This window comes from Streptomyces sp. NPDC059248, assembly GCF_042753905.1.
Classification (GTDB): Bacteria; Actinomycetota; Actinomycetes; order Streptomycetales; family Streptomycetaceae; genus Streptomyces.
Genome location: NZ_JBHYZV010000030.1, coordinates 65,957 through 88,211, shown reverse-complemented (window position 1 = coordinate 88,211; position 22,255 = coordinate 65,957). Strand labels below are relative to the sequence as shown.

The 22,255-nt window shown below is 72.5% G+C and carries 25 protein-coding genes; 13 read left to right on the top strand and 12 right to left on the bottom strand.

The window, feature by feature from the left end; all coding sequences use genetic code 11:
- Positions 1-350 precede the first annotated feature (350 nt).
- The gene (locus ACFXG1_RS15590) at positions 351-737 is read right to left on the bottom strand and encodes a phosphopantetheine-binding protein (RefSeq protein WP_384717405.1); all 387 of its coding nucleotides are present in this window, start codon (positions 735-737) and stop codon (positions 351-353) included.
- Between the two features lie 455 nt (positions 738-1,192).
- Between ACFXG1_RS15590 and ACFXG1_RS15585 the strand changes: the two genes are divergently transcribed.
- The 4 genes from ACFXG1_RS15585 (at position 1,193) to ACFXG1_RS15570 (ending at position 3,988) form a co-directional block, all read left to right on the top strand.
- On the top strand, positions 1,193-1,432 hold the full coding sequence (locus ACFXG1_RS15585; RefSeq protein ID WP_384717408.1) for an MbtH family protein: 240 nt from the start codon (positions 1,193-1,195) through the stop codon (positions 1,430-1,432).
- A gap of 254 nt (positions 1,433-1,686) precedes the next feature.
- Positions 1,687-2,322, top strand: coding sequence for a metal ABC transporter ATP-binding protein (locus ACFXG1_RS15580; RefSeq protein ID WP_384742860.1), 636 nt, complete (start codon positions 1,687-1,689; stop codon positions 2,320-2,322).
- Positions 2,319-3,239 (top strand): metal ABC transporter permease, encoded by a 921-nt coding sequence (locus tag ACFXG1_RS15575; protein WP_384723882.1) that lies wholly within the window; start codon positions 2,319-2,321, stop codon positions 3,237-3,239. Before ACFXG1_RS15580 ends, ACFXG1_RS15575 begins: the two co-directional genes overlap by 4 nt.
- Positions 3,146-3,988 carry an ABC transporter substrate-binding protein gene (locus tag ACFXG1_RS15570; RefSeq protein WP_384742857.1) on the top strand — a complete coding sequence of 281 codons (843 nt, stop codon included), beginning with the start codon at positions 3,146-3,148 and terminating at the stop codon, positions 3,986-3,988. The genes ACFXG1_RS15575 and ACFXG1_RS15570 overlap by 94 nt, the downstream gene beginning before the upstream one ends.
- Before the next feature lie 43 nt (positions 3,989-4,031).
- Here ACFXG1_RS15570 and ACFXG1_RS15565 read toward each other — a convergent pair whose 3' ends face one another.
- A complete protein-coding gene (locus tag ACFXG1_RS15565; protein ID WP_384742853.1) occupies positions 4,032-4,517 on the bottom strand; it encodes a MarR family winged helix-turn-helix transcriptional regulator in 486 nt (161 codons plus the stop codon).
- Between the two features lie 57 nt (positions 4,518-4,574).
- Here ACFXG1_RS15565 and ACFXG1_RS15560 point away from each other — a divergent pair, with 57 nt between their 5' ends.
- On the top strand, positions 4,575-5,420 hold the full coding sequence (locus ACFXG1_RS15560) for an alpha/beta fold hydrolase (protein ID WP_384719268.1): 846 nt from the start codon (positions 4,575-4,577) through the stop codon (positions 5,418-5,420).
- A gap of 65 nt (positions 5,421-5,485) precedes the next feature.
- On the opposite strand, the gene ACFXG1_RS15555 is transcribed toward ACFXG1_RS15560, so the two are convergent.
- Positions 5,486-6,136 (bottom strand): response regulator, encoded by a 651-nt coding sequence (locus ACFXG1_RS15555; protein ID WP_384742849.1) that lies wholly within the window; start codon positions 6,134-6,136, stop codon positions 5,486-5,488.
- A complete protein-coding gene (locus ACFXG1_RS15550) occupies positions 6,133-7,386 on the bottom strand; it encodes a sensor histidine kinase (protein ID WP_384719264.1) in 1,254 nt (417 codons plus the stop codon). Before ACFXG1_RS15550 ends, ACFXG1_RS15555 begins: the two co-directional genes overlap by 4 nt.
- Before the next feature lie 130 nt (positions 7,387-7,516).
- On the opposite strand from ACFXG1_RS15550, the gene ACFXG1_RS15545 reads away from it, so the two are divergent.
- Entirely contained in the window at positions 7,517-8,452 is a 936-nt protein-coding gene (locus ACFXG1_RS15545) for an SDR family NAD(P)-dependent oxidoreductase (RefSeq protein WP_384719262.1), read from the top strand.
- Between the two features lie 126 nt (positions 8,453-8,578).
- On the opposite strand, the gene ACFXG1_RS15540 is transcribed toward ACFXG1_RS15545, so the two are convergent.
- Together ACFXG1_RS15540 and ACFXG1_RS15535 are read right to left on the bottom strand one after the other, a co-directional pair.
- Positions 8,579-9,175, bottom strand: a complete 597-nt coding sequence (locus tag ACFXG1_RS15540; protein ID WP_384742844.1) for a hypothetical protein — start codon at positions 9,173-9,175, stop codon at positions 8,579-8,581.
- A gap of 115 nt (positions 9,176-9,290) precedes the next feature.
- A complete protein-coding gene (locus ACFXG1_RS15535; RefSeq protein ID WP_384742841.1) occupies positions 9,291-10,283 on the bottom strand; it encodes a LysR family transcriptional regulator in 993 nt (330 codons plus the stop codon).
- Between the two features lie 99 nt (positions 10,284-10,382).
- Here ACFXG1_RS15535 and ACFXG1_RS15530 point away from each other — a divergent pair, with 99 nt between their 5' ends.
- The gene (locus ACFXG1_RS15530) at positions 10,383-11,639 is read left to right on the top strand and encodes an MFS transporter (protein WP_384742838.1); all 1,257 of its coding nucleotides are present in this window, start codon (positions 10,383-10,385) and stop codon (positions 11,637-11,639) included.
- A 24-nt stretch (positions 11,640-11,663) separates the two neighbouring features.
- Here ACFXG1_RS15530 and ACFXG1_RS15525 read toward each other — a convergent pair whose 3' ends face one another.
- The gene (locus ACFXG1_RS15525) at positions 11,664-11,837 is read right to left on the bottom strand and encodes a CsbD family protein (protein WP_384742835.1); all 174 of its coding nucleotides are present in this window, start codon (positions 11,835-11,837) and stop codon (positions 11,664-11,666) included.
- A gap of 182 nt (positions 11,838-12,019) precedes the next feature.
- Positions 12,020-12,175 carry a DUF6131 family protein gene (locus tag ACFXG1_RS15520; protein WP_384724362.1) on the bottom strand — a complete coding sequence of 52 codons (156 nt, stop codon included), beginning with the start codon at positions 12,173-12,175 and terminating at the stop codon, positions 12,020-12,022.
- A gap of 169 nt (positions 12,176-12,344) precedes the next feature.
- On the opposite strand from ACFXG1_RS15520, the gene ACFXG1_RS15515 reads away from it, so the two are divergent.
- A complete protein-coding gene (locus tag ACFXG1_RS15515) occupies positions 12,345-12,701 on the top strand; it encodes a hypothetical protein (protein WP_384724364.1) in 357 nt (118 codons plus the stop codon).
- Between the two features lie 415 nt (positions 12,702-13,116).
- Here the strand turns inward: ACFXG1_RS15515 and ACFXG1_RS15510 are convergent, their stop codons facing one another.
- From ACFXG1_RS15510 to ACFXG1_RS15495, 4 genes are all read right to left on the bottom strand, one after another.
- Positions 13,117-13,857, bottom strand: coding sequence for a VOC family protein (locus ACFXG1_RS15510; protein WP_384720618.1), 741 nt, complete (start codon positions 13,855-13,857; stop codon positions 13,117-13,119).
- 98 nt (positions 13,858-13,955) lie between these two features.
- Entirely contained in the window at positions 13,956-14,198 is a 243-nt protein-coding gene (locus tag ACFXG1_RS15505; RefSeq protein ID WP_384720615.1) for a hypothetical protein, read from the bottom strand.
- Between the two features lie 125 nt (positions 14,199-14,323).
- Positions 14,324-15,868, bottom strand: a complete 1,545-nt coding sequence (locus ACFXG1_RS15500) for a long-chain-fatty-acid--CoA ligase (protein ID WP_384720612.1) — start codon at positions 15,866-15,868, stop codon at positions 14,324-14,326.
- Positions 15,869-16,047: 179 nt separating this feature from the next.
- Positions 16,048-17,244 (bottom strand): PucR family transcriptional regulator, encoded by a 1,197-nt coding sequence (locus tag ACFXG1_RS15495; protein ID WP_384742830.1) that lies wholly within the window; start codon positions 17,242-17,244, stop codon positions 16,048-16,050.
- 183 nt (positions 17,245-17,427) lie between these two features.
- On the opposite strand from ACFXG1_RS15495, the gene ACFXG1_RS15490 reads away from it, so the two are divergent.
- From ACFXG1_RS15490 to ACFXG1_RS15470, 5 genes are read left to right on the top strand one after another with little or no spacing between them, the layout of a single operon-like run.
- Positions 17,428-18,228: an ABC transporter ATP-binding protein gene (locus ACFXG1_RS15490; RefSeq protein ID WP_384742827.1), complete on the top strand. Its 801-nt coding sequence runs from the start codon at positions 17,428-17,430 to the stop codon at positions 18,226-18,228.
- Positions 18,225-18,989 carry an ABC transporter ATP-binding protein gene (locus tag ACFXG1_RS15485; protein WP_384723536.1) on the top strand — a complete coding sequence of 255 codons (765 nt, stop codon included), beginning with the start codon at positions 18,225-18,227 and terminating at the stop codon, positions 18,987-18,989. The genes ACFXG1_RS15490 and ACFXG1_RS15485 overlap by 4 nt, the downstream gene beginning before the upstream one ends.
- Positions 18,986-19,876, top strand: a complete 891-nt coding sequence (locus tag ACFXG1_RS15480; RefSeq protein ID WP_384742824.1) for a branched-chain amino acid ABC transporter permease — start codon at positions 18,986-18,988, stop codon at positions 19,874-19,876. Before ACFXG1_RS15485 ends, ACFXG1_RS15480 begins: the two co-directional genes overlap by 4 nt.
- A 58-nt stretch (positions 19,877-19,934) precedes the next feature.
- Positions 19,935-20,978, top strand: a complete 1,044-nt coding sequence (locus tag ACFXG1_RS15475; RefSeq protein ID WP_384720335.1) for a branched-chain amino acid ABC transporter permease — start codon at positions 19,935-19,937, stop codon at positions 20,976-20,978.
- Positions 20,975-22,237: an ABC transporter substrate-binding protein gene (locus ACFXG1_RS15470; RefSeq protein ID WP_384720332.1), complete on the top strand. Its 1,263-nt coding sequence runs from the start codon at positions 20,975-20,977 to the stop codon at positions 22,235-22,237. Before ACFXG1_RS15475 ends, ACFXG1_RS15470 begins: the two co-directional genes overlap by 4 nt.
- The last annotated feature ends 18 nt before the right edge of the window (positions 22,238-22,255 follow it).

The window sequence follows — 22,255 nt, the reverse complement described above, 5'->3', positions numbered from 1 at the left end:
TTCGAGGGTGATCTGGACGATGTAGATGTCGGGGGATTCTTCGTCGTAGAGGGCGTGGAAGAGCAGGCCTTCCTGCAACGGCGCCAACGGCAGGACATCCTTGAACGAGCGCTCCATGAAAATGACTCCCTGTAGGTCCCGATGCCGGTGTCGGTCCGGTGTCGGTGTCGGTATCCGGGGCGGCGGCGGGCCCGGCGCCGCCCCGTGAAAAGGGCAGGCTCCGCCCAAGACGGTTGCAATATGCACGGAAAAGGACTCGATCCCGTACCGGTGCCGTCGGCGGGTATCGGGAGCGAGCAGCTCGATACGCCCCGGGGACCTGTGGTCACGATCCGGAGGGCGCCTGAAGGTCAGCGGAGGCGGCGCTCGATCTCGTCGAGGTCCGTCTCGGAGAGGGAGACGAGCGGAGTCTCCGCGGGTGCGGGGTCGGCGGGCCGACCCGGACGCGGATCGGCGGGATTCCCGGCGGGTATGCCGTCGGCGCCGGCCGGCGCGGGCGTCACCTCGCGTACGACGCCGGCGAGCCGGGCGGGCGACGGGTCGAGGAACAACTCGCGGCGGGTGAAGGCGAGCCCCGCGTTCCGGGCGGCGGCGACGAGCTCCGCGGCACTGATGCTGTCGCCGCCGAGGTCGAAGAAGCGGTCGTGGACACCGACCTCCGGAACATCGAGCACTTCGGCGAAGAGGTCGCACAGAAGCTTCTCGCGGTAAGTCGGGGATTCCTGTTGGCTCGTCATGATGTACAGCTCTCCCGTATGAAGCGTTCCGTCTCGGCCGAGGCCACCCGGAGCGGGGCGTGCAGGAACTTCTGGGCTGTCACCGGAGCATGGCGAAGCGGGGGGAACGACACTCCTCGGGGATGTGTCCCGCCTCGTTCCGGCCCGGCGTCGGCGTTGTCGGGCCAAGATCCATGTTCAAAGGAACGGTAAACGGGAGACCTGAAAACTGTAAATCATCCCACTGGTGAGACTTCGACCGTTCTCCGTCGATGGGAGGGGACCGCCACGCCGGGGATATCCCGCTCCGGTCGCCCTGTAACTACTCCGATCGGAGGAGAGCCGGGAGCCGCCCCCTCTCCTCCGATCGGCCCGTACTGTCCGGAAGTACGCCGGGAGGAGGTTCACCGGCAGAGGTATGGACCCTTAGTCTCGGCGTCGATCCGGCGGCACGCGGCCGAGGCGAAGGAGTAGATGTGACCAACCCATTCGAGTCCGAGGACACCGACTACGCGGTCCTGCGCAACGACGAGGGCCAGTACTCCCTGTGGCCCGCAGGTGTGGACGTACCGGAAGGCTGGGCCGTGGCGAGGACGCCGGGTCCGCGACAGGAATGCCTGGAGTACGTCGAGGCGGTGTGGACGGATATGCGGCCCGCCCGGCTGATCGCCGCGACGGAGGGCGCGCCCCGGGACGGCGGCGACCCGGCCGGCTGACCCGTCCCGCGACGGCCCCCGCCCCCGACCGCTCCCGCGCCTTGCCCGCCCCCCGGCCCCCGCGCCTCGTCCGCCCGCCGCCCGGCCGCGGCGACGAAAGAACCCCGACGCCCGCCGCCCGTACCGCGTCCGCTTCGGGAGTTCTCCGCCGACGTGCGGGAACTTCCCGGCCACCCCCTCCGACTACTGCCCGGTGAAGAGGCAGCCGTGGTCCCGCCACCGGGGCGGAACCACGGGTCGCGGAGAGGTGTGAGATGGGCGGGCTTGACGTACATATGCGGGGGGTGACCTGTCGGCACGGCCGGACGACGGCGGTGGACGAGGTCGACCTGGAAATCGCCGCGGGCGAGCGCGTGGCACTGACCGGGACCAATGGATCGGGCAAGACGACCCTGCTGCGAGCCGTGCTCGGACTGCACCGCCGGACGAGTGGCACGGTCCTCGTGGGGGGACGCGGAACGGTGTCCCCGGCGGAGTGGGCCTGGCGGCGGCGCGCCTGTGCCTGGATCCCGCAGAAACCGGCGGCCGGCCGGTTCCCCCTCCTGGGGAAGGAGTTGCTGGCCAGCGGCGGCGGGACGCGTGACGCCGAGGAGGCGGCCGGGCGCCTGGGGGTGGGGGAGCTGCTGGACCGGCCTTTGCACACCTTCTCCGGCGGACAGTTGCAGCGGATGTACCTCGCCAGGGCCATCGGCTGCGCGGCGGCGGGGGCTCAGGTACTGCTCGCCGACGAGCCCACCGCGGCCCTCGACTTCGCGGGCCAGGACGAGGCGGCGGACGTTCTCACCGGATTACCCGTGACGCTGGTCGTCGTCACCCACGACCGGGCCCTCGCCGAACGGTGCGATCGCGTCCTGGAGATGGCCGCCGGGCAGCTGCGGGAGGTCCGGTGACCGTTCTCGCCACCGCCGACGTGGGGGCCCTCCTCCAACTGCTGCCCGTCCAGCGGGCGGGCGCGGGCCTGCTGCTGGCCGCCGTCGGCCTGCCGATCATCGGAGTGGTGATCGTCGGCCTCGACATCATGCCGGTACGGTTCGCGATGATGCACGTCGCCCTGCTCGGCGTCGCCATCGGCCTGCTGACGGGCCTGGATCCCATGGTGTGCGCGCTGGTCGCCTGCGCTTTGGCGGGTGCCGGGGTCGCGCCGCTGGCCTCCAGCCCCAGCGGCCTCTCGGGCGCGATGGGGCTGCTGATGAGTCTCGCGATCGCGGCCGCCCTGCTCCTGCTCGCGGTCTCCGGGGTCAACGCCTCCGGTGCGTTCGCCCTCCTCTGGGGCTCCATCCTCTCCGTCGGCACCGCCGATCTGGTCCTCCTCGGGGTGCTCGCGGTCGTCGTGCCCGCCCTCTTCGTCTGGCGCCGCCGCGACCTCGCGCTGCTGCTGCACGACCGGGAACTGGCCCAGTGCTCGGGAGTGCCGGTACGGACCCTGACCCTGGTCCTGCTGGTCCTGGTGGCGATCTCCGTCGCCGGGGCGATCAAACTCACCGGCGCCCTGCTGGTCGACGCGCTCACCCTGCTGCCCGCCCTCGCGGCCCGGCGGCTCGGGACATCGCTCACCTCCATCACCGTATGGGCGGTGACCATCGGGGTCACCGTCAATCTGACGGGGTTCCTGCTGGCCCTCTGGCTGGACTGGCCGCCGGGCCCGGTCCTCGTCCTGACCGCGGGCGTCGTCGTCCTCGCGGTCCACCTCGTACCCGAACGGAGAATCCGCTCATGGCGCGCACCCGCGTCCGTTTCCCCCTCCACCGCGTCCGCCCCGCCGGCCGCGTCGGCCGCGTCGGCCGTGTCGTCTCAGTCTTCGCACTGAGCGCCGCGCTCACCGCGGTCGCCGGCTGCGGCTCCGACGACACCTCCGACGCCGGGGAGGGCAAGCGGAAGGGCGGGCCACGGGTGGTGGTGACCACGACCTGGGAGGGCGCTTTCGCCAAGGCGGCCGGAGCCGAGAACATCAAGGTGATCGTCCCGCAGTCCGTGCACCACGCCCCGGACTACGATCCCAAGCCCTCCGACCTCGTGGCCGTGGCCGAGGCGGACTTCGTGCTCTACGCGCCCTTCGAGCCGTACGCCGAGAAGATCAAGGAGGCCGCGGGGTCGAAGGCCGAACTCGTCGAAGTGGCCCTGGAGAACGACCCGGCCAACGTGAAGGCCGAGGTGGCCCGGCTGGCCGGGAAGTTCGGCACCGAGCAGGGCGCGGCGGCGTGGAACCGTACCTTCGACACCGAGTACGCGACCCTGCGCGACGGTCTGAAGGCCGCCTGGCCCGACGGCCGGAGCCCGAACGCCGTCAGCCACGCATTCAGCCGCTGGGCCGCGGTCATGGCCGGGGTCACCACCGTCGGAACCTTCGGACCCGAGGCGGTCACCCCGGGACAGCTCTCCGGGCTCACGGCGAAGAAGCCGGCCCTGGTCCTCGACAACGCCCATATGTCCACCGGGACCGTCCTGCCCGACTCGGGCGCGAAGGAGGTCGACATCGTCAACTACCCGGGCGACGACCTCGATCTCCTGACCGTCTACCGCGACGCGGCGACGGCCCTGAAGAAGGCCATGGGCTGACACCCCCGGCCGAGCCCGGTCCGAACGGCCGTTCGGACCGGGCTCAGTGCTCGCGCTCGCCGCCGTCCGCCCGGTCGAAGAGCGTCAGCAGCCGGCCGAGCACCTTCGCACAGGCGTCGATCTCCGCCCCGGTCAGCTCACCCCCCGCCCGCCGGAGGAACTCCTTCTCGCGGTCGGTGACTTCGGTCAGCGCCGTCCGGCCCGCCGCCGTCAGCCGGATCAGCGGGGACCGCCGATGCGCCGGGTTGGATACGGACTCCACCCACCGCTCGGCCATCGCCTCGTTCACCATCCGCTGGACGAACTGCCTGCTCAGCGCCTGCGAGCGGGCCATCCGCGGAACGCTCAGGGGGCCCTGTCGCAGCAGCAGGTCCAGGACGGCCCTGACCCCGGCCGAAGGGCCCCCGGCCGGAGCCGTCCGTTCCACGGTCCGCAGCACCCGGCGGTAGAGGACCCCGGACAGCCCCAGCACATCGGCGAGTCGGTCGGCGAGTTCATCGGGGGGCAGTGGCCGCACGGTCTTCGTCACCCCACCATGATGACACCTTGGTTGTCATTCTTCATCGAAGATGACACCTTGGGTGTCATGAATGACGGACCTTCCCGTACCGGCCCCGGCCCCCAGGACCTCCCGACCGGGGACGGCGTCGTCCTCGCCCACCGCGACCGGGGTACGGGCGAACCGCTGGTGCTGCTGCACGGCGGCTTCCTCGACAGCGCGATGTGGGAGGCGCAGATCGAGGCCTTCGCCCGTTCCCACCGGGTGATCGCACCGGATCTCCGCGGACACGGCGGCTCCGCCCACCACACCCGGCCCTTCCGCCACACCGACGACGTGGCCGCGCTCCTGCGCCGGCTCGACTGCGGCCCGGCCGTCCTGGTGGGCCTGTCCCTGGGCGGCGGGGTCGCCGTCGATACGGCGCTGGAGCATCCGGCGCTCGTACGGGCCGTGGTGGTCAGCGGCGTCGGCACGAGCGAGCTGGATCTCCGCGACCCGTGGACCACCGGGGTCCTGGCGGACGTCCAGCGGCTGATGGCAGCGGGTGACGCCGCGGCCGGGATCGAACGGTTCCTCGACTTCGCGGCCGGTCCGTACCGTGTACTCGCCGATGTGGCGCCCGAGGTCGTCGACGCGCTGCGCGCGATGGCATGGCACACCCTGACCACGCACATGACGGGCGAGCCGGTACGGGCGACCCCGGTGACCAGGACCTGGGAGCGGCTGCCGGGCGTCACCGTCCCGGTCCTGGCGGTCAACGGCGGCCTCGACTCGGAGGACCATCTGCGGATGGCCGGCCGACTGGCGGCCGAGGTCGCGAACAGCCGCACGGCCACCGTCGAAGGGACCGCCCACTACCCGAACATGGAGCGGCCCGACGTCTTCGACGCGATCCTCGCGGAGTTCCTGGACGGTCTGCCCGACCCGGAGTGACCGCCCGGGACGGACGGGACGCCCGGGACGGACGGAACCGGCGGCCCCGGGCCGCCGACGGCCCGTCAGTCCGGCACGACGCCGCTGACCACCGCGAGGACGGCGAGCCTGATCCGGTTGTCCCGGCCCGTCTTCGCCATCAGGCTCGCCACATGGGTCTTGACCGTCGTGACGCCCAGATGCAGCCGGTCGGCGATCTCCTGGTTGGAAAGACCGGCCCCGACCAGACCGAGGACCTCCCGTTCGCGCGGGGTGACCGCCGGACCCGGCAGACCGGGATCCGGACCCCCGGCGGGCGCCGAGACCGCCCGGGCGACGAGGCGGGCCAAGGCGTCCCGGCTGAACGGGCTCTCCCCGCTCGCGGCCCGGCGCACAGCGGTGAGGATCTCCGCCGGAGGGGTGTCCTTGACGAGGAAACCGCAGGCCCCGGCGGTCAGTACCGGATACAGATGATCGTCGTCGTCGAAGGTGGTGAGGGCCACGACCCGGCTGGACGGCCGGTCGGCGACGATCCGGCGGGTGGCCGTGACACCGTCCACACCCGGCATCCGCAGATCCATCAGGATCACATCGGGCGCGAGCCGCCCCGCCAGCCGTACCGCCTCGGCCCCGCCCTCCGCCTCGCCCGCGATCTCCAGATCCGGCGCCTGCTCGAACAGCATGCGCAGCCCCATCCGTACCAGCTGCTGATCGTCGACGACCAGGACACGGATCATCCCCGTACCCCCGTCACGGTCCGTACGGCGGGCAGTTCGGCCGTCAGCCGCCAGCCCCGGCCCGAGGGCCCCGCCGTCAGCCGACCGCCCAGGAGACCGACCCGCTCCCGCATCCCCACCAGACCGTGCCCGCCGGGCCCCGGAGCCGGTGGGCCGGCCCGCCCGCCGCCTTCGTCGCCTTCGCCGCCGCCGTCGCCGCCGTCGTCATGGATCGTCAGCCGTACGACATCGTCCGCCATCCGCACCGTCAGCTCGGCGCGCGCCCCGGGGCCCGCGTGCGCCGCGGCGTTGGCGAGCCCCTCCTGCGCCAGGCGCAGCACGGCCAGGGCCCGTACGGCGTCCAGCTCCGCGACGGCCGGGTCCACGGCGGAGGCGACGACCAGCCCCGTTCCGCCCGCCCGCTCCACCACCGCGTCCAGCGCGACGGGCAGCGACCCCCGGGCGACCGGCGACGCGTCGTGGTGCGGCGCGGCACCGGGCGCGCGCAGCACGGCGACCAGCCGCCGCAGATCGGCCAGCGCCGCCCGCCCGCTGTCGTGCAGATCGTCGAGGACCGCGACGATCCGCGGGTCGGTGCCCCCGGGGCCCGGCGACGGCGTGGGACCGGCCGCCGCGCCTGCGACGATATGCCGGGCGACACCCACGCGCAGCACCATCGACGACACATGGTGGGCCACCAGATCGTGCAATTCCCGGGCGACGGCGGTACGTTCCGCGGCCCGCGCGGATATCACCTCCTGCTCGGCCCTGAGCGCCTGCTGCTCCGCCTGCTCGCGGGCGTGCCGTGCCGCGTCGCCGAGCAGCCGGATGTACGAGCCCAGCAGCAGCGGCAGCCCCGCGACGACGGCCGCCTTGAACAGCACCGGGAGGAGCTGTCCCGGCAGATCGCCGAACCGGTTGGCGCCGACCGCGAGCGCCAGGAGGACGCCGCCCGCAACGGGCACCCGCCCCTGCCGGCGTATCGCCAGCTCGAAGAGGGTGACCGCGGCCAGTACCTTCACCGAGGTGACCACGCCCGAACCGAGCGCGTGGGCCGTCACCAGCAGGCCCGACTGCGCGACCAGGGCGGCCGGGGGCCACCGTACGACGACGGCGCACAGCAGCAGCGCCACCGCGGCCAGACACCGGTCCCGGGCACCGGACGGCGGTTGCCGCACCAGGAAGTTGCCGACCAGGACGGCCGCGTACACCAGCACGCGGGCCGTGGCGAAGCGCCGGTCGACGACGAGTTCCGTCCGTGGTCGGTTCACCCGGCCACGATAGGCGGGCGCGACCGCGTTCCGGCTCCTGCCGGGGGAGGAGGCCGGATCCTCCGTGAGGCCGCGGGTCCGGCCCGCCGGGGGAGGCGACGGCCGGTGCCGGACCGGGAGAGTGCTCCGTGTGACGAAGAATCCGAATGACGCATCATCACGTTCCCCCGGGCGCCGTACCGTTCTCGGTGCCGCCGGACTCGGGGCCCTGGGCGCCGCCACCGCCGCCACCGGCACCGGCACCGCCCGGGCGGCGGGCCGGACCGGGCGCGCCGACCGCCGGTTCGCGGGCAGGTCCGTACTCATCACCGGTGGCACCTCGGGCATCGGCCGGGCCACCGCGATCGCCTTCGCCGCGGCCGGGGCCCGGGTCGGCTTCTGCGGCCGACGCACCGACGCGGGCCGCCAGGTGGAGCGGGAGATCCGCGACGCCGGGGGCGAGGCGGTCTACATCCGGGCCGATGTCCGCAGCGCCGACCAGGTACGCGATTTCACGGACCGGGTGGCGGCCCGCTACGGCGGGCTCGACATCGCGTTCAACAACGCCGGGATCGGCGGGGGCGCGGTGCCCCACGAGATGAGCGCCGAACAGTGGGACGACATCATGGACACCAACGCCCGTGGGGTCTTCCTCGCCCTCAAGTACGAGATCCCGCATATGCTCGCGGCGGGCCGCGGGGTGATCATCTGCACCGGGTCCTCCACCTCCGAACTCACCCGCCCCGACGGCGCCGCCTACGCCGCGAGCAAACGGGCGGTGCACGGGATCGTGAAGGCCGCGGCGCTCTCGTACGGACCGGTCGGCATCCGGATCAATACGCTGGCGCCGGGTACGGCCGACACCCGGCTCGTCCGGCCGCCGGGCCTCTCCGACGCCGACTGGGCCCGCTTCAAGGTGGCGTTCGGGCCGCTCAACGTGCCCGGCCTCGAACGCATGGCGGAGCCCGAGGAGATCGCCCGATCGGTCCTGGGGCTCGCGTCCGACGACTTCCCGTACATGACGGGAGCCTCGGTCGCGGTGGACGGCGGCAGCACCACGGGCCGGAAGATCATCCGGCCCGCGTAGGGCTCACGCCGACACGGGGGACGGGGGACGGGGGACGGGGACGGGGGACGCGGGACGGGGCCGCCCGGGGAATCGGGCGGCCCCACTCGGCCGGGCTCGACCGCCGGACCCACCCGCGGTGCCGTGCTACGCGTCGTCCTCCCGCGTGTTCGACTTCAGCATCGCCTCCAGCATCTGCGCCACGGCCGCCCGCTGCGGCATCGTCAGCTCGTTCCCCCGGAACGACACCGACGTCACCCCGAGCCGCTCCATGAGCTGGGCCATGGGATCGGGCACCTGACGGGACAGCCGCTCCACCACGGGAAGGAGGGAACGATTCAGCAACTGGGTCGCGGGAGCGACCAGGAAGTCGTTGTCCACCCCGAAGTGCTCCGTCAGCGCCTGGCCGTGCACGATGTTCGGCGTCTTCCGCCCCTCCAGCAACTGCTGGGCCCGGACGGTACCGACCCCCAGCTTCCCCGCCACCGCCGCCACATCGCCGGGCCTGCGCTCCGTCCGCGTCTGGTAGAGGTGCAGCACCCGTCCGCGTACCCGCGCGTCGACGTCGTCGTCCCACGACGCGGCGCCCCCCTTGAGGAGGAAGCGGATCCGGCGCCCGGATATCCCGGTCCGGTACGTGATCTCCGCGACGTCGACGACGTCCCCCGGGTCCAGTCCGTGTTCCTCGACGAGCTCGTCGAGCCGTCTCAGCGTTCTGCGCAGGGCACTCGCGGCTTCGGTCACGACCGGTCTCCCCGTTCTCGGCACATCGCGTCGGCAGGACCGTACCGTGTGACGAGCGCGCCTGCCATCGCGTCTCGACGATCGTCGGGGGACGCTCCTTCCGGCCCCCGGCGGCTCAGGCCGCGACCTCCGGGGCCTCCACGACCTCTGGGGCCTCCACGACCTCTGGGGCCTCCACGACCTCCGCCACCTCCGCGACCTCCGTGGCGGACGCCCGGCCGAACTCCTCCGCCAACAGCCGCTCCAGCGCGTCCAGTTGCCAGGAAGCGCGGTCCGCGCGCCGTACCAGCCCCAGTTGCGACGGTGTGTCGAGACCGTCGATCCCCAGATACCGGACGTCGTCGCGGGTGGCGCGCTCGGCCAGCGGGCGGCAGACCAGCATGCCGTGGTCACCCGCCGCGACGAGCGTCAGCCCCTCCTCGACCGTGGAGATCCCCGTACCGGACCGGATCGGCAGGCCGCCCGGCGTGGCGGGCGGCACCCGCGCCGCCCGCCAGTAGTCGGGCGCGTCACCCAGCGGACGCAGGACGTCGAGCGTCGCCAGCTCCTCCACGTGCACCCGGCCGGCACGCGCCAGCGGATGCCGGGCCGCCACCGCCAGCAGCCGGTCCTGCGGCGGGAACCGGAAGCCGGTGGTCAGCCCCGGCTCACTCACCGGCAGCTCCACGACCGCGGCGTCGACCCGATCGTCCCGTACCGCCGTGAAGGGCGAACCGAGCGGGATCCCGACCAGGACCAGCGCCACCTCGTGCTCGACGCGCAGCCGGCGGAACGCCTCCGTGACCTCACCGTAGAGACCGCCGTGGAAGCCGATCCTCAGCCGGTCCAGGGTGCCGCTGCGGGCCCGGTCGCGGGCCCGGTCGAGCGCCGAGGCCAACGCCCGGTACGCGGGCCGGACCTCCGCCACGAACTGGACGCCGAAGCGGCTCAGCGCCACGCTCCGGCTGGTGCGGTCGACGAGCCGCACCCCGACCCGCCGTTCGAGCCCGGCGACGAGCTGGCTCACCCGGCTCTGCGCACAGCCGAGCCGCTCCGCCGTCCGGCCGAAATGCAGCTCCTCGGCCAGTACCAGCAGGCACTCGATCTCCTGGACATGGACCTGGTTCACGGCTTCCTCCTTCGGTGACCCGCATCGATAACCCCCACTGATCGAGCGTTGAGAAGATCGCCGTTGTTCCGGCCGGTACCCGCTGCTTGGTTGGGACACATGCTTTCGCAGCCACCGGTCCCGCGCACCGGACCAGATTCGCCACGGACGACACCCCGGCAGTGGGTCTCGGTCCTCGTCCTCGCCCTCAGCACCTTCGTGGTGGTGACCTCGGAGATGCTGCCCATCGGCGTACTCACCCCGATGGCGGACGGGCTGGGGATCGGCCCCGGCGCCACCGGCTTCAGCCTCACCGTCACCGGTCTCGTCACCGCCGTCACCGCCCCCGCGGTCTCCCGCCTTCTCGGGGCGCGCGACCGGCGCGTGGTACTCGCGCTGGCGATGGTGGTCCTGGCCGTCGGCAACGCCCTGACCGCCGTGGCGCAGGGCTTCGGCCTGCTCGTCGCCGCCCGGATCGTGCTGGGCGTCGGCATGGGCGCGGTGTGGGGGCTGGCCTCAGCCGTCGCGCCCCGGCTCGTCGGCCCCCGCGACGGCGCGCTCGCGGTCTCCGTCACCGTCGGCGGGGTGGCGGCCGCGTCCGTCGTCGGCGTACCCCTCGGCACCGTCGTCGGCGACGCCGTGGGCTGGCGCGCCGCGTTCACCGGCCTCGCCGTTCTCGGAGCGCTGCTCGCCGCCGGACTGCTGCTGAGCCTGCCCGGCCTGCCGCGCCCCGCGGACCCCGCGGACGCCGCGGGTACGGGCGCCCGGGCGTCATCGCCGCGCCGCCGCCCGGTGGTGGTCGGTCTGGTCCTGGTCCTGCTCCTCGTCACCGCGCATTTCGCCGCGTACACCTATATCCGGCCGGTCCTGGAGGAGCGCACCGGCCTCGCCCCGGGCACCGTCGCCTTCGTGCTGCTGCTGTACGGAGTCTTCGGGCTGATCGGCAACTTCGCCGCCGGGGCCCTGGCCGCCCGGCGCCCACGCGCCACGGTCCTCGCCCTGACCGCGGGCATCACCCTGTCGATGGCGCTGCTGGCCCTCGTCGGCTCCACCGCGGGCCCGACGGGCGCCGGCGTCGCCCTGTGGGGGCTGACGTACGGCGGGCTCTCGGTGGCGGGCCAGATCTGGATGACCCGCTCGGCGCCCCACCGCGTGGAGCAGGTGACCGGTGTCTACGTCGGCGTCTTCACGGCCGCGATCGCCCTGGGCGCCTTCCTCGGCGGGGCCGTCGTGGAGGGCGCCGGGATCACGGCGCTGCTGTGGAGCGCCGCGGCTCTCGGCGGCCTGGCGCTGGCGGTGGGTGTCACCGGCGGCGCCGGGGCCCCGGCGGGGGACCCGGCACCCGAGGAGCCGCCGCGCGAGCGGACTCCTCGATGACACGCGGATTCGATGACATGCGGATCAGCCGCGGAAGACGTCCTTGGCCTTCTCCTTCGCCTGCCGGGCGTCGCCCTCGGCCTGCTTGGCGCGCCCCTTCGCCGCCATCCGGTCGTTGCCGACCGCGCTGCCGGCCGCCTTTTGGGCCTTGCCCTTGAGTTCCTGGGCCTTCGCCCGTGCCTTCTCGTCCTTGGCCATGACACCCACCTTCCGGGGATGGCGCGTTGCGCACCCGTTCGATGGCGGGTGCCGGTACGTGTGCCGGGTGCCCGTCCGGCCCGGGGGTAAACGTCCCCGATGCCGGGGTCCGATCCGGCGGATCGGGTCGGACAGGGCCCCGGGGGCGCGGGGAGGGGCTGTGGAGACGCGCGTCCGGGTCGCTACCAGTAGTGGTTGCGGCCGCCGACGGCGTGGCCCATGAGGCCGAGGACCCACAGGATGATCCCGATCACCACGAGCACGATGCCGATGGTCCACAGGATGTTCAGGCCCGTGATCAGACCCACGATGAGCAGGATGACACCAAGGACGATCATGGTCACTCCTCGGCATAGATGCCTTTTGCCCCGATATGTTGAGTTCCCGGTTCGGCGGGGACCAAACCCGCCCGGGGTTCCGGGGCGCCCATGACCTGCCCCGAAACCGTGCCCGTGCTCGTGTCCGTGCTCATGCCCGTGGAGCACCTCGTCTCCGCATAATGCGGGGATGGAAGACATATCCGATGAGGGCCCGGCCCTCGACCCCGCGTGCGACGAGGCCGGGTTCTACGTCTGCGGAGCGCTCGTAGGGCGCCCCGATACCGCGGAGGTGGCCCGGTGGTTCGTCCGGGCGGGCTGGCGGTCGCGTTCCTCGTCGTGGCACGGCTACGAGGTCGAGACGGCCTGGTGCCGCGTCGAACTCGACCCCGGCGACCACGGCGGCCCCCGGACCCTGCTGAACGGTGTGATCGACCCGGCGCGTTTCGACACCCTGGTGGCACTGCTCTCGCGGTTCGGCCTGGACGGCTTCGGTCTGGAACTGTACGACGCCGACGATGTACTGCTGCGGGAGATCGACGTCTGACCGCCCCGGGTCCGGCCAGGGCGGCGCCGAGACCCCGGCGCCGTCCTGGCCGGACCCGGACGGCCCGCCCGCGACCCGGACGCGGCCGTCCTCATCGTGCCGGTCCACCCGCCGCCCGCGGGTCCGCCGCGCGCGGTGGACTGGCGTTCTGCCCGCCGGAGTCCTCCGCGACGACCCGCCGCCACCCCACCCCGGCTGGCTGTTCCGGGCCGACGGCCACGAGTTCCGGCGCACCCTGACCCGACTGCCGGCCGCCGCCCCGTGGCTGCGCCGCATCATCGACGACCTCGCCCGCTACCCGCGCCACGACCTCTTCTGACGGCCCGGGGCGCGCTGTCGCGGAAGACGCTCCGGGAAGGACGGGAATCAGCCGCGGCGGGAGACGGACACCGTCATGTCCGGGGCGCGGAACCCGTCACGACGTAGCGAGGACGCAGAGCTCATGGCCCTCCGGGTCGGCCAGACACGTCCACGACACATCGCCTTGGCCGAGGTCGAGATCGGTGGCGCCGAGGGCCCGCAGCCGGGCCACCTCCGCCGCCTTGTCGTCACCGGGATACGCCATCAGGTCGAGATGGACCCGGTCCGGCACGATCTTCCCTTCCGGCTTGCGGAGGAATTCGAGATAGGGGCCGACACCCCCGGCGGAGCGCATCACCGCGTGATCGTCGGTCACCTCGTGCAGGGTCCAGTCGATCGCCTCGCCCCAGAACCGGGCCATGGCCCGCGGGTCCACGCAGTCGACCACCACCGTGGCGATCGGCCCGGTGTCCCGGTAGGCCTCCCGGGGCTCCAGCACACAGAACTCGTTGCCCTCCGGATCGGCGAGAACCGTCCAGGGCACATCGCCCTGGCCGACGTCGACGGGTGTCGCGCCGAGAGCCTTCAGACGCGCGGTCAGCTCCGCCTGATGGGCCGCGGAGGTGGTGGCGAGATCGAGGTGCACCCGGTTCTTCGTCGCCGTCTTGGCGCCCGGGACGGGAACGACGTCGACGCCGACGAAGACCGGGTCCGGCCAGACGAGCCCGCCGGCGGGTCCGACGTATGTCGTCACACCGGGGCTGTAGGCACTCCAGCCGAGCGCCTCGGCCCAGAACCGGCCCACCGCCGAGCTGTCGAGAGCCTTGATGTTCACCTGAACGGGTCGCAGAGCCATGCCGCGATCCTACGCACCCCCGCCCGCCGGTGATCAACTCGCCCTGCGGCTCCGATACTCGGCTCGCCGAACCCGAGCCGGCCCGGAGGCCCTGCCGGTCACCCGCGCTCCGGCAGGGGAGCGTAGCGGGTGGGGCCCGGTGTGCGGCCCTCCGGGGGATACTCGCAGTCGAGGCTGGAGATCTGGTAGTCGTCGCCCTCGTTCTGTTCCTGGTCGACGACCGCCGCCGCGGTGCAGACCCGGCCGTGCTCATCGGTGAAAGTGACGATCTCGCTGTAGTCCGTCGGCTGGCTGCATCCCCCGAGCAACAGCACCGCCCCGGCGGCCGATGCCACGCCCATTCCCCACCGTCGTCTCATCCGGTCCCCCCGTGTCGACTGTCGCGTCACAACGTAGGGGCCCACCGGAGTCCTGTCACCGGGCCCGTCCGTGCGGACCGGCCGATCTCGGCCATCTCCCGGCCGTATCAGGACGACGGCGCCCCCGGTGCCGAATACCGGGCGCGCAGCTCGCGTTTGAGGATCTTGCCCGCGCCGGAGACGGGGAGGGCGTCGGTGAACTCGACGGTACGCGGGGTCTTGTAGCCCGCGATCGACCGCGCGGTGTGGTCGCGGAGTTCGGCCGGGGTCGCGGTGGTCCCGGGCTTCAGCACCACGACCGCGTGCACCCGCTCGCCCCAGCGTTCGTCGGGTACGCCGATGACGGCGCAGGAGGCCACGGCGGGATGCCGGGCGAGGGCGTTCTCGACCTCCGCGGAGTAGACGTTCTCACCACCGGTGATGATCATGTCCTTGATGCGGTCGGTGATGAAGACGTAGCCGTCCTCGTCCATGGTGGCGCCGTCACCGGTGTGCATCCAGCCCTCGCGCAACACCGCGGCTGTCTCCTCGGGTTTGTTCCAGTACCCGAGCATGAGGTTGTCGCCCCGGCAGATCAGCTCTCCGGCCCGGCCGGGCGGGACTTCGGAGCCGTCGGGGTCCACGACGCGGACCTCGCAGTGGGGCGCCGCGCGCCCGGCGGAGCGCAGCAGCCGTCCGCCGGCCCGGTGTTCGTCGGGCCCCAGGACGGTGACGACGGCGGTCTCGGTCATGCCGTAGAGCTGTCTGAACTCGGCGCGGGGGAAGACCTCCATGGCGCGGGTGAGCGTCGTCTCGGAGATGGGGGAAGCGCCGTAGCCGACGCGCCGGACGCTGTCCAGGTCGTACCGGCCGACGGCCGGATGGTCGATCAGCATCTGCATCATGGTCGGGACGAGCCCGATGGAGGTGACCCGGTGGCGGTCGAGGGCCTCGAGCACGCCTTCGGTGCTGAAGGACGGCAGGAAGACGACCGTTCCCCCGGCGATGATCTGCCCCATCCAGCCGACGAGCGCCGCGATGTGGAACATCGGTGTGGAGACGAGCAGTGTGCCGCCGGCCACCGCCGCCGAGGTGGTGGCCTGCGCGCCCAGGGTGGACGTCATCAGGCCGCGGTGCCCGACCATGACGCCCTTGGGCGAGCCGGTGGTGCCGCCGGTGTACAGCAGCGCGGCCAGGGCGTCGCCTCCGGCGCGTACGTCGTCGACGGGGTCGGCGGCGGAGATCAGCTCCTCGTATCCGTGGGTCCCGTCGGGCGCGGAACCCTCCCCGCAATACAGCACGGTGGTGAGCCGGGGGCAACGTTTCCGCAGCTCGGGGACGAGGCTCGCGAACGCCTCGTCGACCAGCAGCACCTTCGAGCCCGAATCGTCGAGACCGTAGACGATCTCCGCCGTGCTCCAGCGCAGATTGACCGGATTCACCGCGGCCCCGATCCACCACGAGGCGAAGAACAGCTCGTGGTAGCGGTCCGAGTTCCGGGCCAGCACGGCCACCCGGTCGCCCTCGGCCACCCCCAGTCCGCGCAGGCCCCCGCCGAGCCGTGACACCCGGTCCACGGTCTCCCGAGTCGTACGGACCCGATCACCGCAGACGGTCATCGCACGGTCCGGCGCTTGCTGCAGGGCACGATGCAACGCCTGGGTCAAATACATGCCAACACCACTCCCGAGTGAATCCGAGAAGTTTCATGCTGATAGCGATGATTCACCATCTCAGGAGGAGAACACACATAACAAGAGGTCGAAGAACCCCTGTCGATAGTTAGGTGAAATTAACTTCACTCTGTGGCTTCCGGTTCGGCCGGGTTGGACCGCGGCGCTTCGGGGACGGCCTACGGCGCGAGCCGCAGCGCGTCCAGGGCCAGCGTCAGGGCGATCAGATCGCGCGGGCGCGACAGGGAGCGGGCCGTCAGATGCTCCAGCCGGCGCAGCCGGTTGAAGACCGTGTTGCGGTGGCAGTACAGCCGGGCCGCGGCCCGGCCCGCCGACCCCTCGCACTCCAGCCACGCGTCGAGGGTCTCCAGAAGCAGCGCCCGGTCCACCGGGTCCAGTTCGAGCAGGGGCCCGAGCACACCGGTGACCAGCCGCTCCGCCAGCTCCGGCTGGCTGACCACCAGCGCCGTCGGCAGACGCTCGTCGAGCCGGACGATGCCGGGTGTATTCGGCGCGCAGGTGCGCAGGGCCGTCTCGGCCAGCCGGCGCGCCCGGCCCAGGTTCGCGAGCCCCTCCACCACCGGGCTGACCCCGCCGGGACCGGTGCAGCGGCTCCCCAGCAACGCCGCGGGCAGAAGCGGGTCCACCCCGTCGTCCAGCGCGACCACCCCGACCTCGCAGTCGGTACGCATCCGCCAGAAGAAGCGCAGGCCCGGGGCCGCGGCGATCCGGTGGAACGGCTCCCGCCCGCCGTGCCGCTCCACCTTGAGCACCACCACCGCGTACCGCCCCAGCTCCGGCAGATCGAGCCCGGCGGCGGCCCGCGCCGCCAGGCCCGGTGTCACCCGGCCCTCCAGCAGCGCGTCGAGCAGCGCCTGGGCCCGTTCGTCGGTACGCCGGTGCAGCTCCCGCTCCGTGGCGCGGTACGCGTCGGTGACCGCCGCGGTCTGCCGGTCGACCCCGGCCCAGATCTGGCCCGCGGTACGGGCCAGGACCGTGAGGGCCTCGGGATCCTCCTCGGCCACGATGGTGAGCAGTTCGTCCCAGACGAGATAGCCCGCCTGCCGGTAGGCGTGGTGCAGCAGCTCCAGCGGCAGCCCCTGCTCCGCCCGCCGCCTGCCGATCTCCTCGGCGTACTCCAGATCCCGGCGCGGGGCCGTGCGCGACGCGGCGATCGCCTCGATCCCGTACCGCAGCGCCTCGTTGATCTGGAACCAGTGCTCCTCGCGCGGCACGGCCCGGTCGAACTCCGCCGAATGGGCCAGGAGTTCACCCATCAGCCGGTCCGTGAGCCGCGGTAATCGATCGAGGAGCAGCCCGGAGGAGCGGATCAGGACAAACCACTCGCGATCGGTACGCGCTCTCCGGCCCCCCATGGGTGGTGAGGATGCCACCGGCGGCCGGGCGGCGACAGCCCCCGCGCACCGGTTGTGCCCCTGCACAGTCCGGCCGTCCCGCGACTGGTCATCGGCAGCGATTCGGCCCCCCGCCGTGGACCCGCGGCGCCGGCCGGTGCTGAGGTGTGGGACCACACCCGGCGGTGGACGACGGAGGCAGCCATGGCGGCGCTCGACGTACGTGGTCTGGTCGCGGGCTACGGCCCGGTACAGGCGTTACGGGACGTCAGTCTCGAGGTCCCCGAAGGAACCGTCGTCGCCGTACTCGGCGGCAACGGGGCGGGCAAGTCCACCCTGCTCCGGGCGATCTCCCGCACCCTCGTCTTCCACCGGGGCGCGATGACCGGGGGCTCCGTCCTGCTCGACGGACGGCCGGTCCACCGGCTGAGCGCGGCCGGGATGGTGGCGGCCGGCGTCGTCCAGGTCCCCGAGGGACGGCAGGTGTTCGCCCGGATGACGGTCGCCGACAATCTGCGGGCCGGGGCCCTCGGCGCCCGCGGCGGCCGGCGGGCTGCCGCCGAGTCCCTCGCCCGGGTGCACGAACTCTTCCCCGTCCTGGCCGGGCGCGCCCGGCAGCGCGCGGGGCTGCTGTCCGGGGGCGAGCAGCAGATGCTGGCGCTGGGCCGGGCGCTGATGGCCCGCCCCCGGCTGCTCCTGCTCGACGAACCGTCCCTGGGCCTGGCCCCGCTGATGTCGGCACGGATCGCGGAGGCCGTCGAGGAGATCAACGCGGCGGGCACCTCGGTCCTCCTGGTGGAGCAGAACGCGGCGCTGGCCCTGCGGCTGGCCTCCCGGGCGTACGTCCTGGAAGTCGGCGAGGTCACCCTCTCCGGTACGGCGAGCGCGCTGGCCGCTTCGGACGAGGTACGCCGCCGCTACCTGGGCGTCGTCGACGAGGACGCGGCGGCCGACACGGCCGGGGCGGCGGTCGGCCGGCCCGTTCTGCGCAGGTGGTCGGCGTGAGCGTGCTGGAGGTCCGCGAGCTGACCGTGCGGTTCGCCGGCCTCACGGCGCTCGACTCGGTCTCCTTCACCGTCGGGCCCGGCCGGGTCCACGCCGTCATCGGACCCAACGGAGCCGGCAAGTCGACCTGCTTCAACGTCCTGTCCGGGGCCTACCGGGCGGATTCCGGGAGCGTCCGGTTCGGCGGCCGGGAGCTGATGGGGCTCGCGCCGCACCGGATCGCCGCCCTCGGCATCGCCCGTACCTTCCAGAACATCGCCCTGCCGCCGCGGGCGACCGTCGCCGACAGTCTGCTGCTGGGCCGCCACCGGCTCACCCGTACCGGCTTCGTGGCCGCCGGACTGCGGCTGCCGTCCGCGTCCCGCGAGGCCCGCCGCCACCAGGAACGGGTCCGGGAGATCGCGGCCTTCGTCGGCCTGGAGGACGATCTGGCGAAGCCCGCCGGATCGCTGCCGTACGGCCGCCAGAAACTCGTCGAGCTGGCCAGGGCGCTCTGCATGGAACCCGAACTGCTGCTGCTGGACGAGCCGGTGGCCGGGATGACCGCCGACGAACGGCGGCGGACGGCGGCCGTGATCGCCGGGGTGCGCGACAGCCTCGGCATATCCATCGTGCTGGTCGAACACGACATGGGGGTGGTGATGCGGCTCGCCGACGAGGTGACCGTCTTCGACTTCGGACGCCGGATCGCGGGAGGCACCCCGGCCGAGGTACAGAACGACCCGGCCGTCATCCGCGCCTATCTGGGGGCGGGGACATGACGACCTTCCTCGAACTCCTCGTCAACGGCGTCTCCATCGGATCGGTCTACGCCCTGATCGCCCTGGGATTCGTCGTGATCTTCAAGGCCACCGAGGTGGTCAACTTCGCCCATGCGTCGCTGCTGCTGGCGGGGGGCTATGTCACCGCGACACTCCACGACGACCTCGGGTTCTGGTGGGCGCTCGCCCTCGGGACCTCCGGCGCGGCCGTGGTCGGCGCCGGCGTCGAGTTCCTGGTCATGCGCCGCTACCGGGGCGGCGACCACAGCGTCCTCGCCATCGTCACCATCGGCGTCGACATCCTCCTGATCACCGAACTGACCCGGCGTATCGGTACGGACGTCCTGACGCTCGGCGACCCCTGGGGAGACGACGTGGTCACTGTCGGATCCGTGGCGATGGCGGAGACCCGGATCGCGGCCTTCTGCGCCGCCGCCGTACTCATCGGCGCCTTTCTGCTGGCCTTCCGATACACCTCCTGGGGTATCGCGATGCGCGCGGCCGCCGAGAATCCGCAGACGGCGGCCCTGATGGGGATCCGGCTCGGCCGGGTGTCGCTGTCCGCCTGGGCGGTGGCGGGCGCGCTCGCCGCGGTCGCCGCTCTCTTCCTCACCGTCTTCCCGACCCCCGGACTCGAACGCTCCACCTCACTCGCCGCCCTCAAGGCGTTCCCGGCGGCGATCCTCGGCGGCCTTGACTCGACGACCGGAGCCCTGGCCGGCGGCTTGATCGTCGGGGTCACGGAATCCCTCGCGACGGGCTACCAGAGCGATCTGGCCTTCCTGGGCCGGGGCATCGGCGACCTGGCGCCGTATCTGGTGATGGTGGCCGTCCTGCTGCTGCGTCCGGCGGGCCTCTTCGGGACGAAGGAGCCGACCCGTGTCTGACCCCGGGACCACACCCCGGCGGGCCCTCGCGCTCCGCGGCCCGTACGCCTCACCGCATCTGACACGGATCGCCGTCACCGCCGTCTGCGGCATCCTGATGCTCGCGCTCCCCTTCTACCTGGACCGGTTCTGGCTGCAGGCCGGGATCTTCGCGATGGCCGCCGCGATCGGGGCGATCGGGATCAATCTGCTCACCGGCGCCACCGGACAGCTCTCCATGGGACACGCCTTCTTCCTCGCCGTGGGCGCCTACGGCTACACCGTCCTCGCGAGCGACTCCACCACCGCCAACGGACACCGGCTGACCGGCCTCGGCCTGCCCACCGCGCTCGCCGTGGTCCTCGCCGTGGTGCTCGCCGGGGTGGCCGGGGGGTTGTTCAGCCCCATCGCGGGGCGGCTGAGGGGCGCGTACCTCGGGATCGCGACCCTCGCGCTGATCTTCATCGGCCAGCATGTGCTGTTCAACGCGCGCGATCTGACCGGCGGCTTCAACGGACGGCCCGTCCCTCCGCTGTCCCTCTTCGGGTACGAGTTCGACGACAGCGTCACCACGATCGCCGCCGTCCCCTTCCAGTCGTCCGAGAAGCTCTGGTACGTGGCCCTGCTCGCCCTGGCCGCCGGGGCGCTCTTCGCCCGCGGCGTGCTCGGGGACCGTCCCGGGCGGGCCATGAACGCCATCCGGGACCATCGCGTCGCGGCGGGCGTGATGGGTGTCCCGGTGGCCCGCTACCGGGCCGCCGTCTTCGTCCTGTCGTCGATGTACGCCGGACTCGCGGGGGTGCTGATCGCCCTCGCCTTCCAGCACTCCGTCCCCGACTACTTCGGGATGACGCTCTCCCTCGAATACCTCGCCATGATCGTCATCGGTGGTCTGGGGACGGTCCGGGGCGCGGTCGCGGGCGCCGCGTTCGTCTCCCTGCTGCCGCAACTCCTCACCCGCTACAGCGACGCGCTCCCACTGGTCTCCTCCCCCGGAACGGGCGGCGGGATCGCGCCGGGCGAGGCGTCCCGCTATCTGTACGGCGCCGCGATCGTCGCGGTGGTGCTTTTCCTGCCGGGCGGCATCACCCGTCCCACCACGACCGGGAAGAGGAAGACATGAACCCAAGGCCGAGGATCTGCGCGGCGGTCGTGACCGCCCTCGCCCTCACCGTCGGCGTGTCCGGATGCAGCGACAAGGCGAGCGACGACGACGGCAAGAAGGCCACGGGAGGCGTGCGCACCGGGGACGGGGTCACCGACAAGACCATCCCGCTCGGCGTGCTGACCGATCTGACCGGTGTCTACGCGTCGCTCGGCAAGAGCGTCACCCAGTCCCAGCAGCTCTGGGCGAAGCAGACCAACGCCGCGGGCGGTGTCTGCGGCCGCCAGATCTCCCTCACGGTCCGCGACCACGGCTACGACCCCCAGAAGGCGCTCGCCGCCTACACGGAGGTCGAGTCGAAGGTGCTGGGCTTCGCCCAGTTCATCGGCTCGCCGTTCGTCGCCGCCGCCAAACAGCGCGTAGACGGCCAGGACAAGGGCCTGGTACTGCCCCAGGCCTGGTCGGCGTCGCTGCTGGGCAGCCCGTACATCCGCGTCGTCGGGGCGACGTACGACATCGAGACGATCAACGCGATCGACTTCCTGCTCGCCGGGAAGCGGATCGCGAAGGGGGACCGGATCGGCCATGTCTACTTCGAGGGGGACTACGGCGAGAACGCCCTGGCCGGGTCACGGCACGCGGCGCGGGAAGCGGGCCTCACCGTGGTCGAGCAGAAGATCAAGCCCACGGACAACGATATGTCGGCGCAGGTCGCGGCGTTGAAGAAGGCCGGTGTCAAGGCGATCGTCCTCAGCACGGGCCCTCGCCAGGCGGCCTCGCTGGTCGGGGTCGCCGCGGCCCTGCGGTTCGCCGTCCCGGTCGTCGGCAACAACTCCGCCTTCGCCCCCCAGCTGCTGAAGACCCAGGCGGGACCCGCCCTGACGAAGGACTACTACGTCGCGGCGTCGACACTCCCCATCGGCGCCCCCGATCCGGCCCCCTCGAAGCTGGCGAAGGACTATCAGGCGGCCTATCCCGACGACAGCCTCGACAACGGCGTCGTCGCCGGCTGGACCTCCGCGGCCCTGTACGGCGAGGTGCTGAAGAAGGCCTGCGCCGACAAGAACCTCACCCGGGAGGGCGTCAACAAGGCGCTGCTGACCCTGACCGCCTTCGACAGCGGATTCGGTATCGTCCACGACTTCTCCGACCCGGCGGCCCCCTCGACCCGCCAGTCCGTGATCATGAAGCCCGACCCCTCGGTCCCCGGCGGCCTGAAGGTGGTCCGCGAGGCCGCGGTCGCGACCGCCGCACAGAACTTCTCCCCCGAGCCCTGACCCCCGGCGACCCGTACG